Below are 19,227 nucleotides of genomic sequence, written 5' to 3' on the forward strand. Positions count from 1 at the left end.
TTACCAGAACCCAAGCTCGCCGGATCGAATAGCTGCGCTTTCGATCCGGCGAAGCCATCAGTAGAAAGAGGGGCCGAAAGTGCCTACCGACAAGACCGATGCAGTTGTGGTCGGAGCTGGAGTGATCGGCAGCTCCATCGCCTACGAACTGGCCGCTCGAGGCTACGAAGTCCTGGTCATCGACAAGTCTGGTGGTCCGGGCTACGGCTCGACCAGTGCATCCAGTGCGGTCATCCGGTTCAACTACTCCACATTCGACGGTATGGCTGCGGCTTGGGAGTCGCTGCATTGCTGGCAAAACTGGAACGAGCATCTCAACGCGACAGTCGACGGCGCGCTTGCGAAGTTTCGGCAATGCGGGATGGCACTGCTCGATGTCGACGTCGCACCCCACGCGCGCACGATTGGACTGTTCGAGAAGATCGGAATCGACTACCAACTTTGGGACGCAACGACACTCGTCGAAAAGATTCCCGGTATCGACGCAGGTAAATACTATCCACCGAAGCCAGTCGACTCGGAGTCCTTCTTCGCAGATGCGGAAACCACGCTCGGCGCGCTGTACACACCGCAGGCGGGGTTCGTCGACGACCCGCAACTGGCAGCCGCGAATCTTGCTGCGGCAGCACGTTCGCACGGTGCGGTTTTCGCATACAACACGCGTGTGGTGGCAGTCGAGCAGTTGCCTGACGGCACATGGCAGCTAGGGCTCGACGACGGGGAAAGTGTGAAATCCAAGATTGTCGTCAACGCCGCCGGCCCCTGGTCAGGAGCGTTCAACAAGCTCTCGAATGTCGGGTCCGACTTCAAGGTTTCGGTTCGGCCCTTGCGTCAGGAAGTCCATCACATCACCGCACCCACTGAGTACAACGAAAACGAGATCCTCGGCCCGATGATCGCCGATTTGGATCTCGGAACCTACATGCGAGCCGAACCTGGAAACGGTTTCCTCGTCGGCGGAACCGAACCGGATTGCGATCCGCTCGAGTGGATCGACGATCCTGATACCGCAAACCCGAATCGCACTGTTGCCCGATTCGAAGCGCAGGTTTTCCGCGCCGCCAGGCGTTTCCCCACCCTGGAGGTCCCTTCACAACCGAAAGGTATTGCCGGCGTGTACGACGCAGCGTCTGACTGGACCCCGATCTACGACAAGACAGACAGACAAGGTTTCTACGTCGCCATGGGCACCAGCGGGAACCAATTCAAAAATGCGCCCATCGCTGGGCGCCTCATGTCCAGGATCATCGACGAAGTGGAAGCTGGACACGATCACGACGCTGATCCCCTGACCTATGTCGGGATGCACACCGGGCTCGAAATCGACCTCGGCGCATTCTCCCGCCTTCGGGCACCCAATGCCGAGTCGACCGGGACGGTCATGGGTTAGAAGTCTTGTCCGGCTTGGAGAATCGATAGCCGCGACAACTGAATAGACACGGCTGTGGGTGTCCACCACGTGGTGGACACCCACAGCCGACTTCTCCTTCAACGGCGTCTACGGAAAATCGCCCTAGAACGTGTCAGCGGCACATCGTCTCCGGGACGGAGAGCTCTAACGTGCATGGCAGGTCTTCAAGTAGCTCAGGAACGATGCCTGCAGCCCGGTAACGTGCGTCTCGTGCAACAACGCGGTCGAAACATCCTGCGACCGTCCCTTGCCATGCAACTGCTCCACGACGGCGAGAACGTTGCGTGACAGTCCGCGATAGATCGGAATTGGTCCAGTCAGTTCGGCTTCGTTCAGCGTAACGTGCAGCTGCGGCACAACTGAGCCCACGCCACGCTCGGGCAGCGCCTCGACCAGTGTGTGGATCTGGCTGTCAGCGTTCACAACTCCGGGACTACCCGCACCGAAGGTCGCGAATGGGGGCGCGTCGCGCAGCCATGCGTAGAGGGCGAAAAGGCCTCCGTACGAGTACCCGAAGAGTCCGTGCCCGGACTCGCTGACACGTAGCTCCGACGAGTACAGGCGAGGGTGGAGTTCGTTGGTCAGGAAGTCGAGGAAGACGTCCCCGTGGGTGTCTGCCAGCTCCTCGAGGTAGGCGTCCACGTACTCCTGGGTCATTGCACCCGAGTCGCGAGCAGCGGCAAGAGTAGCCATCATTTCTTCGCCTACCGGTTCCCCAGGCGGCACGAGATCGCGGTTGCGGAGCCGTGCCCAGTTGGCGGCCTCCTCACCGGCATATCCGACACTGACCTGAATGTACGGGGCGACCGTCAGGTACGGGTCTGCCTGCGTGACGATGAGCGGGGCGGTAAGACCTACAGCCCAGTTGCCGTCCATCACGTAGATCAGCGGTAAGGGATCCGTGGAGTCCGCGTAGCCGGGGGGTGTGGTCACCCAGACGCCGTAGCTGTGCCCCGACTTCGCCGTTATTTCGAAGTACTCCGTGTCTGCAAAACATCCGTGCAGCATTGCGCTCATCGAACGTCTCCCTTGACGATATTGCCGGACTTCACGACGAGAGCAGCCATGTCCGGATCGGCGAACACCTTTGCGTCTCGGAGTGGGTCTTGCTGCCAGGCAACCATGTCCGCCTGCATACCGACGCGGATAGTCCCGACGGTTTTCCCGATACCGAGAATGTCGGCATTGACGCTGGTGGCCGAAACGAGTGCATGCATCGGCGACTCCAACTCCGCGCGCAAGCGCAACTCCTCACCTCGGCGCTTTTGGTGCGGCCCGATGAGGTCCGAGCCCAGGCCGATCCTCAGGCCTGCTGCGCGAGAGGCCGCGAGCGCTCTGGCCATGCGTTGACGCACTCCGGCTGCACGTTCTCGTATTGCAGGGTCCAGGTCCATGCTTTCGGTGTCCGTCAACTGCTCGACCACGGCGAAGGTAGGGACCAGAGCCACGTCATGCTCGCGCATCAACTGGGCAGTCTCCGCGTCGATGTCGGTGCCGTGTTCCACGCACCGCACTCCCGCCCGCACTGCGTTGCGAATGCCCGCATTGTTGTGCGCGTGGACCGTGACGTAGGTGCCGCGCGACGCTGCTTCTTCCACTGCCACGGAGATTTCCTCGACGGTGAACTGTGTGTCGGTGAGGCGGTCATGGCCTCCGACGACACCGCCGGTGACGCACAGTTTCAGAAATGTGGCCCCTCGGCGGAACGATTCGCGCACGTTGCGTCGTAGCTCGTCGGCATTACCCGACATCAAGGACAAGGCGCAGAGCCCTGGAATGTGGTGCATGTTCCACAGCTCGGTCGGCTCCCATGCGGCCCCGTAGTAGCCGTGTCCACCGGTCTGGCACTGCACAGGACCACACGAGAGGACACGCGGACCACGCACCTTGCCGCTCGCAATAACGTCGACGACTCCGCCGTCGATGCCACCGACGTCTCGCACCGTGGTGAAGCCCGCGTCGAGGGCATCGCCCGCGGTGGCGAAGATGCCCGCAGCCAGTTCCGCTGCCGAGAGCTCAAACCCGAATTGCCTTCGGATCGGACTCGAAATACCCAGGTGGACATGAGCATCGATCAGCCCCGGAGTCAGAAGCATGCCGTCCAAGTCAACTGTCGTCGAACCCGACGGCGCCTGTCCGATCGCTGTGACAATGCCGCCACTCACGCACACGTCGACTTCGACCGGGTCGGTACCCGATCCATCCGCGACCATGCCGCCGGCAAACCATACGTCAGTCAAAGGGACCTCCCGAGCATTAGAAACCACTCTCCTAAACACTGGTGAATTCGATATGCGGTACCGTACTCAACAGTGGTGAACCCGTCAATGGAGGTAGCGTGAGATCGCCGGTTGGGGAGGGTCGAGAGCGACTGTTACAGGCACTGTTCGACGAGTTCGGTGAAACCGGCCCAAGTCCGAAGCTGTCGATGCGCCAAGTAGCGGAGCGACTCGGCGTGCACCACACGCTTCTGACCTATCACTTCGGATCACGACCAGGTCTCCTCAGCGCCGTACTGTCGGAAGCGCGCCGCCGTGACAACCTCGTCATCGCCGCGATGGGCAAAGATCTCGGGTTCGCGGCCCTGTGCAGGGCGATCTGGAGTTTCTACTCGAACGCCGAGCATGAAGATCGAAGCCGCACCTTTTTTCACCTGGCCGGACTTGCGGTGTACGAGCACAAAGCATTTCAAGATTTCGCCGCCGACCTCGACGACTTGGCTCACCTCCTCGAAGCGGCAGCACTTCGCGAAGGATTCACAGTGGTGGATGCAAAGCAGCAGAGCATCATCGCAACCGCATGTCTGCGAGGACTGTTGCTGCAGAGGTTGCTCACCCCCGACGCCGAGGTCGACGCCGCAGCCGAGCGCTTCATCACCTCGCTGACCACGACCATCACCTAAGGCCCGACAACCGATCACCCTCGTTCGAAATCACGGACGGGGGCGGTTTTGTCATGGGCTCGGGCCTGTTTCGGCGTCAGCTGGGTCCCTCAACCCCGGCCAAGTGGTGGGTGATCGCACTTTCAACATCTGTACGAGCGAAGTGCCGAAAGATGCGACAAGTGAACCTATCCCGACCCAGCAGACACACGACATCATCGACAAGTCCGATGATTCACATGAGTTTCGAAAGTCAGGATTGAATTGTGACCATTACCTTCCGTGCCGCAGAGTTGAACAGCGCAAGTGGGATCTTCCAGCAAGCACTGCTCGGCCAACCCAGTGCAGAGCCACTCGCCGGAGACATCATCACTCGTGCAGATGTCGAGTTCACCAGTGACGACGGCCGCATTCAATCCGGAGTCTGGGAGAGCGAACCGGGAAAGTCGCGGTGGGAGTTCCTCACCCGCGGCGAGATCATCACCATCGTCTCCGGCGCCATGACCGTCGAGGAGGACGACGGCGATCCCGTACATCTCATTGCCGGGACGAGTGCAATCTTCCCAATCGGATGGAAGGGTACGTGGACGGTCACCGAGACCGTGCGCAAGGTGTTCGTCGTATACAACGAATGACCAAGAGAATCCGCAACATCCGACTTTCACGGCCCGTCGTACGGACGGATCTCCCGACGCAGCCCACTTGCCCTGAGCACCTGTCGCTGAACTCCCGCCCTCACGGAATCCTCCGTGCCGATTACCCTCACATGGTTTCTGGCGCGAGTGATCGCCGTGTACAACAACTCCCGGGTCAGTAGTGACGACGCCTCGGCCGGCAGCATCACCGATACCGTGTCGTACTGGCTGCCCTGGCTCCGATGAATCGTCATCGCGTAAACGGTCTGCACCGACGAGAGTTGGCTCGGGTGAATCAGAAACGCATCACTCCCCCGCTGGAATGCGGCAATAGGAACGCCATCCTCACGCTGCACGATCACCCCGGCATCCCCGTTGTAGATCTTGGCCTCGTAGTCGTTGGCCGTCACCAACAGGGGTTGGCCCGGATACCACCTCGTCGGATCCAGAAATTGCCCTGATGCCGTGCCGACCCACTCCATCGCCTGTTGCGCCCACCGCCCGACACCGTACGGTCCGTCACGGTGCGCGCACAGAAGGCGGTGCGATTCCAGGCCTTTCAGGGCGCCGATCGCATCACCCTCCTCGGCCGACCTCGTCACCACCTCTGAACTCGCAACGATATCGGCGCGCAATGCGTCAACATCCTCGGGAGAATGGAAGGAGACTGCGGGATCGCCACTACGCAGGATGCGCAGAACCTCAGCGGAATCTCCCGCTCGAACTGCCCTGGCCAACGACGCGATGGTTCCGTCGAAGCGGCGCCCACGTGAGAGTTGAATGATCCCGCCCCGCAGACGATCCTGCTCATCCGCACTCAGCGCCTCTTCGGAACCAGTGGCCGTGAGATCGTCACCCACCAACTGTGTCAGCGCCGGATTTCCACTGACTTCTACCGGGCGGGCGACAAGGTCAGCAAGAACAGCGCCGGCGTCGACTGAGGTCAACTGATCGGGATCGCCGACGAGCAGTAGCCGGGCATCGGGGCGAACCGCTTCGAGCAGGCGCGCCATCAAGGTGAGGGAGACCATCGACGTCTCGTCGACGACGACCACGTCGTAGGGAAGTCTGTTGGTCGCATTGTATTTGAAACGGCTCGAACTCCCCCGCTGCCAACCGAGTAGCCGGTGCAGGGTCATGGCCGCTAGTTCTTCGGGAAGGCCAAGGCTCGCGGTCTGCTCACGTACGGACTCTTGCAGACGTGCTGCGGCTTTGCCCGTCGGTGCGGCCAGCCCGATGCGAGCATTCGAACCCAGTTCCTCCGACAGGAGAGCGAGAATACGTGCAACCGTATGGGTTTTGCCGGTTCCGGGCCCACCGGCGATGACCGTCGTCCACTGTGTCGCGGCGAGAGCAGCGGCTATCCGTTGACGATCAGGGCTGGTGGTCGGCCCGTTCTCGTCTACGAACAGCGAATCCAGGCGCGTTCGGACCGCTTTCAGGTCGGCGGGCGGCCACGTGGACGCACGCTCGTCGAGCACTCGCCGAATCGTCTGCTCCTGCAGAAAGTACCGATCGAGGTAGAGAAGCTCACCGTCGTCTGTGTCGACCAACCGGAGTGGTCTGAGTGGTCCGGCGTTGCCGCCGATCACCAGAGGGCTCAGGCGAAGGGCGGCAACGATCTCCGACGGTTCGGGCCACGGCAACGACGTGAGTTCGTCTTCCGTTGCATTGTCGACGCTCACATCACGCATCCGTCGCAGATCGAGGCACACCGAACCTGATCGCACGGCCCGAACTGCCAACGCTGCGGCCAGCATCACTTCTTCCGAGGGTTCACCGCCCAGGCTGCACACTCTCGTCGCGACATGAACGTCGGCGGCAACCAGAACCCCGGCTTCGTTGAAGATTCGCACGATCCCTTTGGCGCGCTGCGCCAATTGCGACTCGGTCATCGAATCTTCTCCCCTACTGTGTGGGACGCATCAAGACCGGCCAGCAGATCCGATAGTTCAACCGTCAGCTGAGCAGGCGGTTTCCATTCGAATACACCACATTCCGGCGGACTGTCCGGGCCGAGCATCCCACGCACGAATTGATACTGCGCACCCCCGAGATGGCGATGCGGATCGTAGTCGGGCAGTCGCCACCGCAGATAGCGATGCAGCGCAACCGAATACAGCAGTGCCTGCAAGGGATAGTGCGAGCGCATCATCTCCGTCGCCATGAGTTCACGCGTGTAGTTGGCAGCCGTCAGATCGCCGCGGCCCAGCCGATTTGTCTTGTAGTCGACGATCACGAACGACGGGCCCGGGATCCGCAAGACGGCGTCGATACTGCCCGTCAGGAACCCGCGCATCGGTGACGTCTCGACACGGTCAAGATGGTCGGCGTACGACGCCAGAATGTCGCCCGGGGGAAGGTGGTGCCTCAACAGTTCCGACACTCCGCGAAGTGTGACACTCATCGACACCGGATCGTCGCCGCCGGCCAGTGGGAGTTCGAAATCGAGTTCGGGAAGACGATCTTTCGGCGCGATCGTGGCCAAGGTTCCGAATCCCAGTGGAGTCTGCATCACCAGCAACAACGCATCCGCGAGTGCTTCGGAGTCGACCTCGGCCGCCCGAACCGAGACCGCCTCGGCGCAGCGTATACCGAGTTCCGCTCTCAGGTCTGAAGCAGCAGTGTCCACCACCTCGAGCACTTCATGCACCAGCGTGCCGAATGCGGCGCCCGCCGGAAGACCGTTCATCGGTGAAGGCAACGCCTCCAGCGGCGAGGGGGTGACGGTCCCGACGTCTACGGAATCCTCCGGCTCGTCGTCCTTTTCGGGATCCTCTACCTCACTGTCGGTGCTCGTGACCGCGTGGTGCGCTCCGGCGGTCAGTGCCGAGTACGACGTACGACGCCAGAGAGTGTCCAGGTCTCGATCGAAACGCGCCGCGGCCAGTTCGGTCACGTTCGCGGCTGCACCGGACCACTGGACGGGCGACGGTGGATGTGGACCAACAGGTTCCACCGAGATCACATCGGAAGCTGCTGCCGGCCACGTCGCGAGTCGTGCTGCGGTTGTACCGTCGTCGAGCACCTTCACTACCCGAGCAGGTTCGGCGATGCCGGGTGTACGTCCGAGCATCAACCGGTGCAGTGGCGAGCGTGAGGTCCCGTAGCTTGGCGCCCACCAGAGCACGAGTTGGCACTGCGCCCGGGTCAGCGCCACGTACAGCAGCCGCAGTTCTTCGCCCGCTTCTTCAGCCTCCGCAACAGTCTTTCTGGCGTTGTGCCCCGGGCCTTCCTGCCCACCGACGTCGAGGATGCGGCGCCCATCCGGATCGTGCAACAACTGCGTCGGAGAGTTGAAGCCGCCTACGCTCTCCCAACTGAACGGGACGTAGACGATCGGGAATTCGAGCCCTTTGGTGGCGTGCACGGTTGCGATTTGTACAGCGGCAGCATCGCTGTCGAGGCGACGGCTTCTGTCGGTGGCACTCCCGGACGTCGGGTCCTTGATCCGATCGGAGAGCCAGCGAACCAATGCGCTCAACCCGAACGCTTCCTCGGTGGCGACGCGGCCGAGAAGTTGTGCGACGTGCCGCAGATCGGTGAAATCTCGTTCGCCGGACGGGGCCGCGAGTACACGCTTCTCCAGATTCGTTTCGGCGGAGATCCTTTCGAACACGGCTGCGAACCCGACGCGCGCGAACAACCCGGAGTATGAGCGCAGTTGACCCGCGAGTTCCGCGACGACGTTGTCGCCGTCGAGGTCCAATTCTTCGGCGGTGCGCCCGAAAATCGGAGAGAGGGCGGTCAACCGGACGCGATCAGACCGGTGTGGCTGCTCGATCGCCTGCAGCAGCCACAGCCACTGTGTTGCGCTGGGTGTCGCGAAAACACTGGAACCGCCGGTCAATACGGACGGTACACCTACGGCATCGAGGGCATCGCGAATCATCGCCACCTGCTTGTGGGTGCGCACCAATACCGCGACGTCTCCCGGCTCGACCGGGCGCGGATCACCGTCGACTGCCAAGCGGGCATCGCTGCCCAGCAGTCCGACCACGTCTGCTGCGACGTCGTCCGCGACGCGACTGCGAAGTCTGCCTACGGCCGGAAATCCCGAACGATTGAGCGGTCCGGCTCCGGTACGCGGCAGATGGCGTACACGCATCGGCACCGGGCCGGACAACCGAGACTTCTTGTGCGAAGCCTCTACTGGATGCGCGACGATGCCCTCGTTACCCAGTGCGGCGCCGCCGTAGAGGTGTTCGAGTGCCGCCAACAACCCTGGATCGCTGCGCCAATTGGTGGTCAACTCCTGGTGCGCATCCGCCTGATTGACCGCATCGAGATAACTCAGGACTTCTGCCCCGCGGAACGCATAGATGGCTTGTTTGGGATCACCGACCAGGACCAGGGTGGTGTGACCGTGGAAGGCCAACCGCAGAATGTCCCACTGCAACGGATCGGTGTCCTGGAACTCGTCGATCAGCACGACCTTGAACTTTTCGCGCACCCGACGGCACGCGACGGGGCCGTATTCCGGATCCGTCAATACACCGTGCAACAGCGTCAGCAGATCGTTGAAGTCGCGAATTCCTTTGGTCCGCTTACGTCGTTCGACCTCGAGACGAGCAGCCGCCGCGAACAGGACTCGCTGACCGGGAGCGGTCTCCTCCTCGCCGTCGGGTTCGAGAATTGCCTGACCATCGCCGACTGCGCTTCGGGCAATCGCCAGCGCGTCCTTCGTGGAAAACGGTGGAGACGAGTCCGTCCGGCTGTAGCGGCTGAGGTACAAATCCGAGACGACCTCACTGATCAGGTCGTCGACCGACTCCACAAAAGTTGTGTCCGGTTCGCGTTCCCCGGCGATGCCGAGTCCGTCGAGCATCCTCTGACAGAAACTGTGGGTGGTCGTGATGGTGCCGGCGTCGAACTCCGCGAGAGCGCGCAGGAGTCGACGACGCCGCACGCCGATCTCCTCGTCGTCAGCTGTCGCGAGGTACGCCACCAGATCATCATCCGACCGCCTCGCCGCCTCCGGGTCGACCAGAGCGGCGGACACTCCGGCGAACCTCTCCCTGGCACGCTCACGAAGTTCCTGAGTGGCGGCCCGGCTGAATGTCACCAGCAGAACTTGCGAAATGTCAGCGAGACCTTCGGCAACACAACGGGTTGCGAGTCCGACGATCGCGTAGGTCTTGCCAGTTCCGGCGCTCGCTTCCAACACCGTGGTGCCGGTCGGTAGTGGCCCCAAAAGGTCGAAGTCCACGGGTTACTCCGCTCTTTCGTTGGTCAGCAACGGATCCCACAGTCGTCGGGCGAGAACTCCGAATCGAGTCGGTTCCTCGGCCCAGACGAATTCGTCGTCCGACGGCGGATCCGCAGCCAACTCCGCCAGTGTTCGAGCTTCTCCGAAAACGTAAGCGTTGCTCGGATCGATCATCTCGCCGTACTGCCCGGTCCACTGGGTGTCCGCACCGTTTGTCGCATCGTCGACCGACTCGCCACCAAAGCGTCGACGCGCGTATTCGGCTGAAGTAGCGGCCCACATCGGCAACGGACGCTGCAGCCCCCGCTCGCGTAGGTCCACCAGTTGCTGCAGGATCTCGACCGCATTGCCTGGCGCATCGAGCACCGATCGTGCCGCTGCTATCTTTCCCCGACCCCGTCCGATGGAGACTGCATCGAGCGCACCGGGTCGGCCGTGTGCTTTCAAGGCGAGCAGGTTGATCCAGGCCGTCATCCGATGTTTAGGCGCCAGTGAGGAATACGACGCCCGCACCACTGAATTGCCGTGCACACCGGTTACCGTTCCGGTGAGACGATGCCCGTCACCGAGGTCGATGTCGACGTCGACAGCCTCGGAGTCGCCCTCGAGGTGTGGCAATGCAAGACCGGCAAGTTGGTCTACCACCCACTCGACGTTGCCCAGAACCGAGGCGCCCAGGTTGTAGGGCGGCAAAGTACCGCGGCGCCACTCGGCTGCACGGAAATCCGCAGAGCTGCGTCCAGCCAAGCGCGAGAGAAGCATCCGGTCACCCAGAGCCCAGGTGGACAGTGGATCGAGCTCGGTCGCCAGCGAATCCGCGATGTCGTCGTCGAGTTCCGGTACCCGGACGCCGAGGCGTTGGCGCAGAAAACCACGGGCGGGGTGTACGAGGAAGTTCACCAGGTCGGCAAGGTTCACTTCCTTCGGATGCACCTCGAGTAGCTTGGCCGACAAGACTGTCGGCAATTCGATCGGTGTTCCGGCAGCAGCCCTGGCACCGGCCAGCGCTGCCGTGTCGAAGCTGAACGGCTGATCCGGCGAGAAGTTTCGATTGTCGAACGATTGCAACGGGTGTCGAGTCAGCACCCCGTTAATCGCTTCCGGGCCCACCGTCGCACTGAGTACATCGAGAAGGCCACTGAGGGGGATCGCCGGTGGTCTGACGACACCGGTGACCGGATCGGCACCGGTATACAACAGAATCAGATGCTCGCCCGCAGACATCACGGCATCGAGAAGCAGTTGCCGGTCTTCACTGCGCAGATCGCGCTCCCCCACAACGGGATCACGGGACAAGATGTCGTCGCCGTCGACTCCACCGGTTCGAGGGAACACCTCGTCGTCGAGCCCGATCAGAACGACCACGCGATGCGGTACCGAACGCATCGGAACCATCGTGCACACCGTCAGTTCGCCGGTTCGGAAGTTGGCACGCGTAGGTCTGCCCGCGAGGCTGCGCGAGAGCATCGCGCGAACATCGGCCAGACGTAACACCGTCTCTCCGCCGAATTCGACAGCAGCTACCAGTTCGCGGTGGGCCCCCGCACTCTGCCAGGAATCTGCGGGCGCAGTGTCGGTCAGCAGATCCAGGGCCCGCATCAGCACACGAAGCCATTCGGCCGGCGAATGTGGACCGGCAAGATCGCGAAGCGAGACTGCCAGGCGATCGACGAACTCTGCGAAACGTCCAGTCAGGTCGATGTCTGTGCCGTCCACGTCATCGAGTGGCAGCGCGAGATCCAGCCAGGCATTTTCCGATTCGTCCGCGCTGACCCCCAACAAGACTCGGTCCATGGCGGTGTTGAAGGTGTTCTGCGGAAATGCGTCGAGACCGAACGTGGCACGCTGCCGACTACCGATTCCCCAGCGAGCACCCGCTTCCGTCGTCCATTTCCGCAGTCTTTCCAATTCGTCGTCGCCCCACGAAAAACGTGTGCGGACAGGCTCGGTCGCGGCCAGGTCGAGAACCTCACTGGCTGTGGCCCGGCCGTCGGCCAATTCGAGGAGAGAGCCGAGAACGGCCAGGACAGGATTGGTCTGACGTAATCCGCGGTCTGCCAGCCTTACTCGAAGGAGATGCCCCGGGTGGCCATGGACGCCTTGCCCGAATGCAGCACGAACCAAAGGTGCGTACGTTTCGACGTCCGGGCACATCACGAGTACGTCGCGCGGCTGCAATGTCGGGTCGTCCTCGAACAATCGGAGCAGGCATTCGCGGAGCACCTCGACCTGCCGTGCCGGCCCGTGGCAAGCGTGGACCTGAACTGTCCCATCCGGTTCCGCTGCAACGCTGGGAGCACGATCTGCGATGACATCGGCCTTGACCGTCGCCAGGAGGGATTTCGGGCCGGCTGGTTCGGGAAGATGCACCGACTCGAACTCGGCGGCACCGAGGCTGATCTGAAGTTCACGAACGTCGCGAGCAAGACTCGACAGCAACGGATTGGCAGATATCAGCGCTGACCCGTCTTCCGAACGTCGGATCGTGCTCTCACTTCGAGGCGGTATGCGCGAGCTCATCTTGGTCCACAGCGCGGGGCTGGGATGCGGGAGCCAGATGTGCACGTCCCGATTCGCACTCAGAGCGCTCAAGATCATTCGCTGATCGACCGGCAGCCGGGTCGGTCCGAAGACCGACAGGCGTTCCGGTAGGTCGACCAAGGCCGGGTCCTCGACCAGCGCGCGGCTCACTTGTCCCAGTCGCTCTGCGGGCCCCGGAACGTCGATCTTGCCCGCGACGATGCACCACAGACGTGCCTGCCATTCGAAATCCTCCGACAGCGCCAATCCGTGTCCGTCGGTCAACCGCCCGGCGGCCCAGTCGATCAGCATCTGTGGGCGTTGCGCGGCATAACTGCGGAAGAGTTCGGTGACATGTGTGGCGGAGGCAAACCGTCGACCTTCACGATGGCCTTCGAGATGTTTCGCCAGTACTCCGCACCAGGGCTCGCCGAGGGACTCGTCGATCACGTCGAGAACCGTCCACACCAATCGCGTCGGCGACCATGGGTCGTCGTCAGCCGTGATACCACTGACCGCGGCCACGGACTCCGCGACCAGGCGCGCGGGTGAAGGAAACGCGATGTTCGCAGAAATTCCGTCCACTGCTGACGGTCCGGACGTGCCTAGCTGGGAGGACAGCCGCTGATTGAGCCAACGCTCGACGCCCTTGGCCGGCACCGCAACAGTTTCCCGGGCGAATGGATCCGACAGCGGTGTACGGAGGAGCGTGGCCAACGCCGAGACCAAGGTGTCCGAACGCTCGGCCCGGTACAACTTCAGCAATCTTCGCTCCCCTCACTCCGTCCAGACGTCCATCTCACCACGGCGCTGTGACAGGAGACGCCGAACCAGCCTCACGCAGCGGTGACGCGCAGGCAACATGACCGCAACCGGACGTTCGTACTGTGCGGGAATGACCAGTCCCGTCACCACACCTCGCCCCGCTGGAACCGGTCTCGACATCTCCGGCCTCGGCAAGACCTTCGAGATGGGTCGTCGGTCGGTGACCGCGTTGACCGACGTGTCCCTTCAAACCAGCGAAGGCTCCTTTCTGTCTCTGCTCGGGCCGTCCGGATGCGGGAAGTCCACCGTTCTCCGCATCCTTGCGGGCCTCGACACTCCGACGTCGGGAACAGCACTTGTCAACGGACAGTCGCCCGCCGAGTTACGCAAGCGCCGCGAACTCGGAATCGCCTTCCAGGATTCGGCTTTGCTGCCGTGGCGGACGGTGACCTCCAACATCAAACTGCCGCTTCAGGTTGCCGGCATCGATCCCGACCCCGACCAGATCGCCGACCTGATCGCTCTCGTCGGCCTCGAAGGATTCGAGAAGGCCAAGCCCGCTCAATTGTCCGGCGGTATGCGTCAGCGTGTGTCGATCGCACGATCGCTCGTGGTCAAGCCGAGTGTCCTGCTACTCGACGAACCCTTCGGCGCGCTGGACGACATGACCCGACAACGACTTAATATCGAATTGCTCAGGATCTGGACCGAGAAACCGGCGACCACGTTGATGGTGACTCACGGAATCGCCGAAGCCGTGTTCCTCTCCGACGTCGTTGCCGTCATGACGCCGAGGCCCGGACGCGTCCTCGAAGTCGTGCCGATCGACCTGCCGCGCCCGCGTACTCCCGAGATGATGCGTACACCCGAGTTCCACGAGATCCACGACTACCTCTCCGGACTGCTCTTCGGAAAAGCAGGCGTCGCATGACAATTACCGATATCGAGAACGTCGCGACCGCGGCGGCGCAGCCATCTGTACCGCGCCGGATCCGATTGAAGCGTCCAACGTGGTTCGGCGGTGCAGTCGGCATCTGCGGACTGATCGCTCTCTGGTGGATTCTGGCGGCGGCCGGTGTTGCGGGAGGTACGATTCCGACGCCGTGGGTGGTTGTTTCGACGATGTTCGACGACGGTTGGTCGCTCTACGGACCCAATTTCACCGTCACGGCTTCCGGTGCGCTGCAGGGCTTTCTCTGGGGAAATCTGCTGGCGATCACGCTTGCCGTGCTTGTCGTCCTCATTCCGCCCATCGAGGGATTGGCCACACAATTGGCGATTCTGAGCTACTGCACACCGCTGTTGGCGCTTGGCCCAATCATCCTGGTCGTCTTCGGCGGCCGGACCCCCACGATCTTTCTCGCCGCGATGTACTGCTTCTTCACCACGATGGTCGGCACACTCGCTGGCCTGAGATCGGCCGACAAGACGAGTCTCGATCTCGTTGCCGCCTACGGTGGTGGGCGTTGGCAGAAGTTCACCAAAGTTCAACTGGTGAGCGCACTTCCGAGTACCTTTGCCGCCCTCAAGATTGCTGCACCCTCGGCTGTACTCGGTGCCATCCTCGGAGAGTATCTCGGCGGGGTGGACAGCGGGATCGGCGTCGCACTCACGGCCGCTCAGACGTCGTACAACGTCCCGCGAACGTGGGGAATGGCCATCGCCGCCGCCTTGCTCGCCGGCCTGGGATACGCCGTCGTCGCAGCGATCGCCCGGCTCGTCACCCCGTGGACGAGCGCTCCGGGAGCACAGAAATGACCGCGGTACGAGGAACATTGAGATTCCTCGCTCCGATTGCCATCGCCTCGGCACTGCTGCTTGTCATCTGGGTGGTCTTCCTCAACGCCTTCCCCCAGGTCGGCCCGCGTGTGGGAAAGACGCCGGCCGACGTCTGGGAGTACCTGTTCTCCGGTCCTAAGTCCGCCGGCGCTCGTTCGGGCATCATCGACAACCTGTTCATCACTCTGCGCGACGCCAGTGTCGGCTTTGCCGTCGGAATGACTGCCGCGCTCGTGGTGGCATCGATCTTCGTCGTTTCCCGCACTGTCGAACAGACTTTCATGCCCGTTGCAATGCTTCTACGATCTGTTCCTCTCGTTGCGATGACCCCGATCATCGTCCTGATATTCGGCCGCGGAATCGTGGGTGTGACGGTCATGGTTGCGATAGTGGTGTTCTTCCCAGCCCTCGTCATGATCATGGTCGGTCTACGTGCCGCTCCGGCTCAGGCACAAGACCTCATAGCTGCGTACGGCGGGAGTCGTTGGACCGCATTGCGAATGGTGTCCGTACCGTCCGCACTTCCGGCGGTGTTCGCCGCCGCTAGGGTGTCAGTGCCCGGCGCTTTGATCGGAGCACTGATCGGCGAATGGCTCGGTAGCGGTCAAGGTTTGGGTTCGAGCATGATCAAAGCCATACCGCGCTACCAGTACAACGAATTGTGGGCATCGATCGTGGTGATCACCGTGGTGTCGATCGTCCTCTACGCCGTGGTCGGGATCTTCGAAAGCATCGCTCTGTCTCGTTTCGGTCCTTCGGCGGGCAAGTCGTGACATCTGTTAACACGACCTCAACAAACTCTCTCTCCCAAGCAAACTGAACGAAACCGACTGGCCTTAGTGTTCCGATTCATGACGCCATTCAAGCCCGTCCGCCAGCTGGACCGCAGGGCCTTCTTCCGCTACTCCGCGCTGACCGGCATTGCAGTCGCCGGTAGTGCGTCATTGCTCGCGTGTAGCAGTGACTCCAGCAGTTCGAGTGGCGGAACCACGGACGACGGTTCCGAATTCGGAACAGTTGCAGTGCAGTTGTCCTGGATCAAGAACATCGAGTTCGCCGGTGAGTACTTCGCTCTCGACAAGGGGTACTACAAGGATGCCGGGTTCGGGAATGTAGACCTGGTGGCAGGTGGCGCAGCCGGTACCGGCGTCGAAGCCGGCTTGGACACCGGCAAGGTGTGGATCGGAATGTCCGCACCGCAGCTCACAGCCCCCGCTGTGCTCGACGGACTGGAGGCAAAGATCGTCGGGGCGACGTTCCAGAAGAATCCGTTTGCGATTGTCAGTTCCGCTGCGGCACCGATCAACTCACCACAGGACATGATCGGCAAGAAGATCGGCGTCCAGGATTCCAATCAGCTCGTCTTCGGAGCTCTCCTGGCAGCAAACGGCCTGACCGAAAGCCAGATGACGATCGTGCCCGCGCAGTTCGATCCGAGCCCCTTGGCGAACGGCGAGGTGGACGGCTGGGTCTCCTACGTGACCAACGAGCCGATCACACTGGCCGCCAAAGGTTTCCCCAACGCCCACTTCCTCTTCGCGGACTACAACCTGCCGTTGGTCGCCGAATCGTTCACGGTTCTCCAGTCCACCATCGACAACGAGAGGGACAAGCTCAAGGCATTCCTGAAGGCCGAGATCCACGGTTGGAAGGACGCGGTCGCCGATCCGGCAGAGTCGGCACGGCTTGCCGTCGAGGTCTACGGCAAGGACCAGAACCTCGAACTCGAAGAGCAGATCAAGGAAGCCACCGCACAGAACGATCTGGTGGTGTCGGCAGATACCAAAGCCAACGGGTTGTTCACGATGACACCCCAACTGATCGAACAGAACATCGCGGCACTGTCGAAAGCAGGACTGGAGATTACGGCGGACCAACTGTTCGACATGTCGATCCTCGAAGAGGTATACGCCGAGAATCCGGAGTTGATCTGACTGAGCCGAGCGTCAGCGAACCTCTCGCGCGAGTACGCCCGAGATGAATAGTTGTACAAGGACCTCGGCCTTGTACCGGTCATCGGACCCGGCACCGATACAAAGGTTCCCGATGCCTTTGAGCACGTTATACGCATCGACCCGCGAAGCAGTGCCAACGGACTCGAGCGCTGCCGCGAGGAGGGAGTCACATACCGGGACGAGGCGGTCGACGAAGTAGGTATGCAGAGCGTCGGACCCGGCGCTGTCTCCTTGCAGTGCACCGGCGAGCCCATGCTTGGTTACCAGGAACTCCACGAACAAAGCCACCCATGCCCGCAAAGCCGCCTCGGGCGTTGCACTCTCCGCGAGCATCTGTGGGCCCGCGTCCGCACACGCCTCGACTTGGTGTCGGTATACGGCGACCACTAACTCGGGACGCGTCGGGAAGTGGCGGTAGATCGTCCCCATGCCGACGCCGGCCTTCGCCGCTATCTCCCGCACCGGAGCGTCGACTCCGGACTCTACGAACACTTCTGCCGCCGCGTCGAGCAGCGCCTGCTCGCTTCGACGTGGGCGACCGACTTGCTTGGGGGAGGCGACGCGCGACTGCTCGTCCTGGGCATCAGCCATGTGCACTCCTCGCTGACTCACAACATATGTTTGCATTACGGAACACCGCTCCGTAATGTTGCGGAACGACGCTCCGATAAACAGTATCGCAGGGTGCAGCCTCAGCAAGGAACTTGCCATGACCTCATCAATGATCGACACTCTGAACGGCATCATCGGCGCCGGCACCCCGGTCGTCTCCGTTGCCCCCGTCGAGTTGTTCGCCCCCGATCGACCTGTCCCGCTGGAAGTACGTGTGTCTGCTCCGGCAGCAGGCACGAACCTCCCCGTTGTGGTGTTCTCCCACGGCAACGGCTGGAACCTCGATGGATACCCGCCACTCACGGCATTCTGGGCATCCCACGGATTCGTGGTGATCCAGCCGACACATCTGGACTCGCGCCGGAACGGTTTCGGGTTCGACCACCCGGTTTTCCCGACGATCTGGACCGAGAGGATCGCGGATCTCACACGCATCCTCGATCAGCTCGACACCATCGAAATTGCCGTGCCCGGGCTTGCCGGCCGCATCGACCGCAGTCGAGTTGCCGCCACTGGTCACTCCTGGGGCGGGCAAACCGCTCAGTCGCTCCTCGGAGCAAGGGTCTTCGACGAGGCCGGCCAGGTCGGCCAGGACATGTCCGACAGCCGCGTCACCGCGGGAATCCTGTTCGCAGCAACCGGTCTCGGCGGCGAGAACCTGCATCCGTTCGCGCAGGCGAACTTCCCGTTCATGCGCCCCTCGTTCCAGGAACTGACGACGCCGACACTCGTCGTCGCGGGCGACCACGACCAGTCCAAGATGTCCAGCCGCGGACCTGACTGGTTCACCGACGCCTACACGCACAGCCCCGGAGCCACCGACCTCCTGACCTTCTACGGTGCCGAGCACGCACTCGGCGGAATCGTCGGATACGAAGTCGCCGAGACCACTGACGAGAACCCAGAGCGGGTCGCCGCCATCCAACGGATGAGTACTGCCTACCTTCGGACCGCGTTGCGCATCGATGAGACCAGCTGGCCAGCGACCCGGGCCGCGTTCAGCGACAACGCCGACCCGATCGGCCGAGTCGACACCAAGTAATGCGGCAGTGATCCAACTTATTGGCCGAAGTTGAACCTGAGATTCGCATTTATCAAGGTGTTGAGCCGCTTTCGCGTCCGCACGACCTCCGCCTCCGACGGTATCGGATCTTCGAGGAAAAGCGTCCAACGCAGCATCGTGCTGTTTCCGACCGCCTCGATGTCGAATCGGATGACGGCGTCGGGGCGGTCCGGCCAGATCGACGACCAGATCACCAGCCCCGGTTCTTCAGCCCTGACGATCTCCGGTGCGATCTCGCTCTCGAGCAGTTCCAACCAGTGCCGGGCGGGCTGGCGGTACGGATCGATCAATGCCTCGAACATGAAGCGCGCAGGCGGCGGCTGGCTCCGGCGCCTCGTCGCGACTTGCTGCATGGCACGAGCGTAACCGCCACTCAAGGGCATACCTCTGCCTTCGC

The 19,227-nt window shown here is 62.2% G+C and carries 15 protein-coding genes; 8 read left to right on the forward strand and 7 right to left on the reverse strand.

Features of this window, described 5'->3' with window-relative positions; all coding sequences use genetic code 11:
- Window positions 1-79: 79 nt before the first annotated feature.
- The gene (locus tag H7C86_RS06270; RefSeq protein WP_019746926.1) at window positions 80-1,390 is read left to right on the forward strand and encodes an FAD-binding oxidoreductase; all 1,311 of its coding nucleotides are present in this window, start codon (window positions 80-82) and stop codon (window positions 1,388-1,390) included.
- Window positions 1,391-1,555: 165 nt separating this feature from the next.
- Here H7C86_RS06270 and H7C86_RS06275 read toward each other — a convergent pair whose 3' ends face one another.
- Both H7C86_RS06275 and H7C86_RS06280 read right to left on the reverse strand, forming a co-directional pair.
- Window positions 1,556-2,428 carry an alpha/beta hydrolase gene (locus H7C86_RS06275; RefSeq protein ID WP_020968453.1) on the reverse strand — a complete coding sequence of 291 codons (873 nt, stop codon included), beginning with the start codon at window positions 2,426-2,428 and terminating at the stop codon, window positions 1,556-1,558.
- Window positions 2,425-3,651, reverse strand: coding sequence for an amidohydrolase family protein (locus tag H7C86_RS06280; RefSeq protein ID WP_225320273.1), 1,227 nt, complete (start codon window positions 3,649-3,651; stop codon window positions 2,425-2,427). The genes H7C86_RS06275 and H7C86_RS06280 overlap by 4 nt, the downstream gene beginning before the upstream one ends.
- Window positions 3,652-3,749: 98 nt before the next feature.
- On the opposite strand from H7C86_RS06280, the gene H7C86_RS06285 reads away from it, so the two are divergent.
- Both H7C86_RS06285 and H7C86_RS06290 read left to right on the forward strand, forming a co-directional pair.
- Window positions 3,750-4,313, forward strand: a complete 564-nt coding sequence (locus H7C86_RS06285) for a TetR/AcrR family transcriptional regulator (protein ID WP_029537549.1) — start codon at window positions 3,750-3,752, stop codon at window positions 4,311-4,313.
- A gap of 245 nt (window positions 4,314-4,558) precedes the next feature.
- On the forward strand, window positions 4,559-4,927 hold the full coding sequence (locus H7C86_RS06290) for a cupin domain-containing protein (RefSeq protein ID WP_019746921.1): 369 nt from the start codon (window positions 4,559-4,561) through the stop codon (window positions 4,925-4,927).
- A 26-nt stretch (window positions 4,928-4,953) separates the two neighbouring features.
- On the opposite strand, the gene recD is transcribed toward H7C86_RS06290, so the two are convergent.
- Genes recD through recC form a run of 3 tightly spaced genes read right to left on the reverse strand, consistent with a single transcriptional unit; the run spans window position 4,954 to window position 13,421 of the window.
- Window positions 4,954-6,822: an exodeoxyribonuclease V subunit alpha gene (recD, locus tag H7C86_RS06295; protein ID WP_019746920.1), complete on the reverse strand. Its 1,869-nt coding sequence runs from the start codon at window positions 6,820-6,822 to the stop codon at window positions 4,954-4,956.
- On the reverse strand, window positions 6,819-10,136 hold the full coding sequence (locus tag H7C86_RS06300) for a UvrD-helicase domain-containing protein (protein WP_182261255.1): 3,318 nt from the start codon (window positions 10,134-10,136) through the stop codon (window positions 6,819-6,821). The genes recD and H7C86_RS06300 overlap by 4 nt, the downstream gene beginning before the upstream one ends.
- Window positions 10,137-10,139: 3 nt before the next feature.
- Window positions 10,140-13,421, reverse strand: a complete 3,282-nt coding sequence (recC, locus tag H7C86_RS06305) for an exodeoxyribonuclease V subunit gamma (protein ID WP_182261256.1) — start codon at window positions 13,419-13,421, stop codon at window positions 10,140-10,142.
- A gap of 97 nt (window positions 13,422-13,518) precedes the next feature.
- On the opposite strand from recC, the gene H7C86_RS06310 reads away from it, so the two are divergent.
- From H7C86_RS06310 to H7C86_RS06325, 4 genes are all read left to right on the forward strand, one after another.
- Window positions 13,519-14,352, forward strand: a complete 834-nt coding sequence (locus H7C86_RS06310; RefSeq protein WP_020906250.1) for an ABC transporter ATP-binding protein — start codon at window positions 13,519-13,521, stop codon at window positions 14,350-14,352.
- Window positions 14,349-15,179: an ABC transporter permease gene (locus tag H7C86_RS06315; RefSeq protein ID WP_003945560.1), complete on the forward strand. Its 831-nt coding sequence runs from the start codon at window positions 14,349-14,351 to the stop codon at window positions 15,177-15,179. Before H7C86_RS06310 ends, H7C86_RS06315 begins: the two co-directional genes overlap by 4 nt.
- Window positions 15,176-15,973 carry an ABC transporter permease gene (locus H7C86_RS06320; protein ID WP_182261257.1) on the forward strand — a complete coding sequence of 266 codons (798 nt, stop codon included), beginning with the start codon at window positions 15,176-15,178 and terminating at the stop codon, window positions 15,971-15,973. Before H7C86_RS06315 ends, H7C86_RS06320 begins: the two co-directional genes overlap by 4 nt.
- 78 nt (window positions 15,974-16,051) lie before the next feature.
- A complete protein-coding gene (locus H7C86_RS06325) occupies window positions 16,052-17,134 on the forward strand; it encodes an ABC transporter substrate-binding protein (protein ID WP_182261258.1) in 1,083 nt (360 codons plus the stop codon).
- Window positions 17,135-17,146: 12 nt separating this feature from the next.
- On the opposite strand, the gene H7C86_RS06330 is transcribed toward H7C86_RS06325, so the two are convergent.
- Window positions 17,147-17,746 carry a TetR/AcrR family transcriptional regulator gene (locus tag H7C86_RS06330; protein WP_182261259.1) on the reverse strand — a complete coding sequence of 200 codons (600 nt, stop codon included), beginning with the start codon at window positions 17,744-17,746 and terminating at the stop codon, window positions 17,147-17,149.
- 118 nt (window positions 17,747-17,864) lie between these two features.
- Here H7C86_RS06330 and H7C86_RS06335 point away from each other — a divergent pair, with 118 nt between their 5' ends.
- Window positions 17,865-18,809, forward strand: coding sequence for an alpha/beta fold hydrolase (locus tag H7C86_RS06335; RefSeq protein WP_182261260.1), 945 nt, complete (start codon window positions 17,865-17,867; stop codon window positions 18,807-18,809).
- Window positions 18,810-18,826: 17 nt separating this feature from the next.
- Here the strand turns inward: H7C86_RS06335 and H7C86_RS06340 are convergent, their stop codons facing one another.
- Window positions 18,827-19,183, reverse strand: a complete 357-nt coding sequence (locus tag H7C86_RS06340; RefSeq protein WP_259349046.1) for a hypothetical protein — start codon at window positions 19,181-19,183, stop codon at window positions 18,827-18,829.
- Window positions 19,184-19,227 lie beyond the last annotated feature (44 nt).

Source organism: Rhodococcus sp. UFZ-B548, assembly GCF_903819475.1.
Lineage (GTDB): Bacteria > Actinomycetota > Actinomycetes > Mycobacteriales > Mycobacteriaceae > Rhodococcus_F > Rhodococcus_F erythropolis.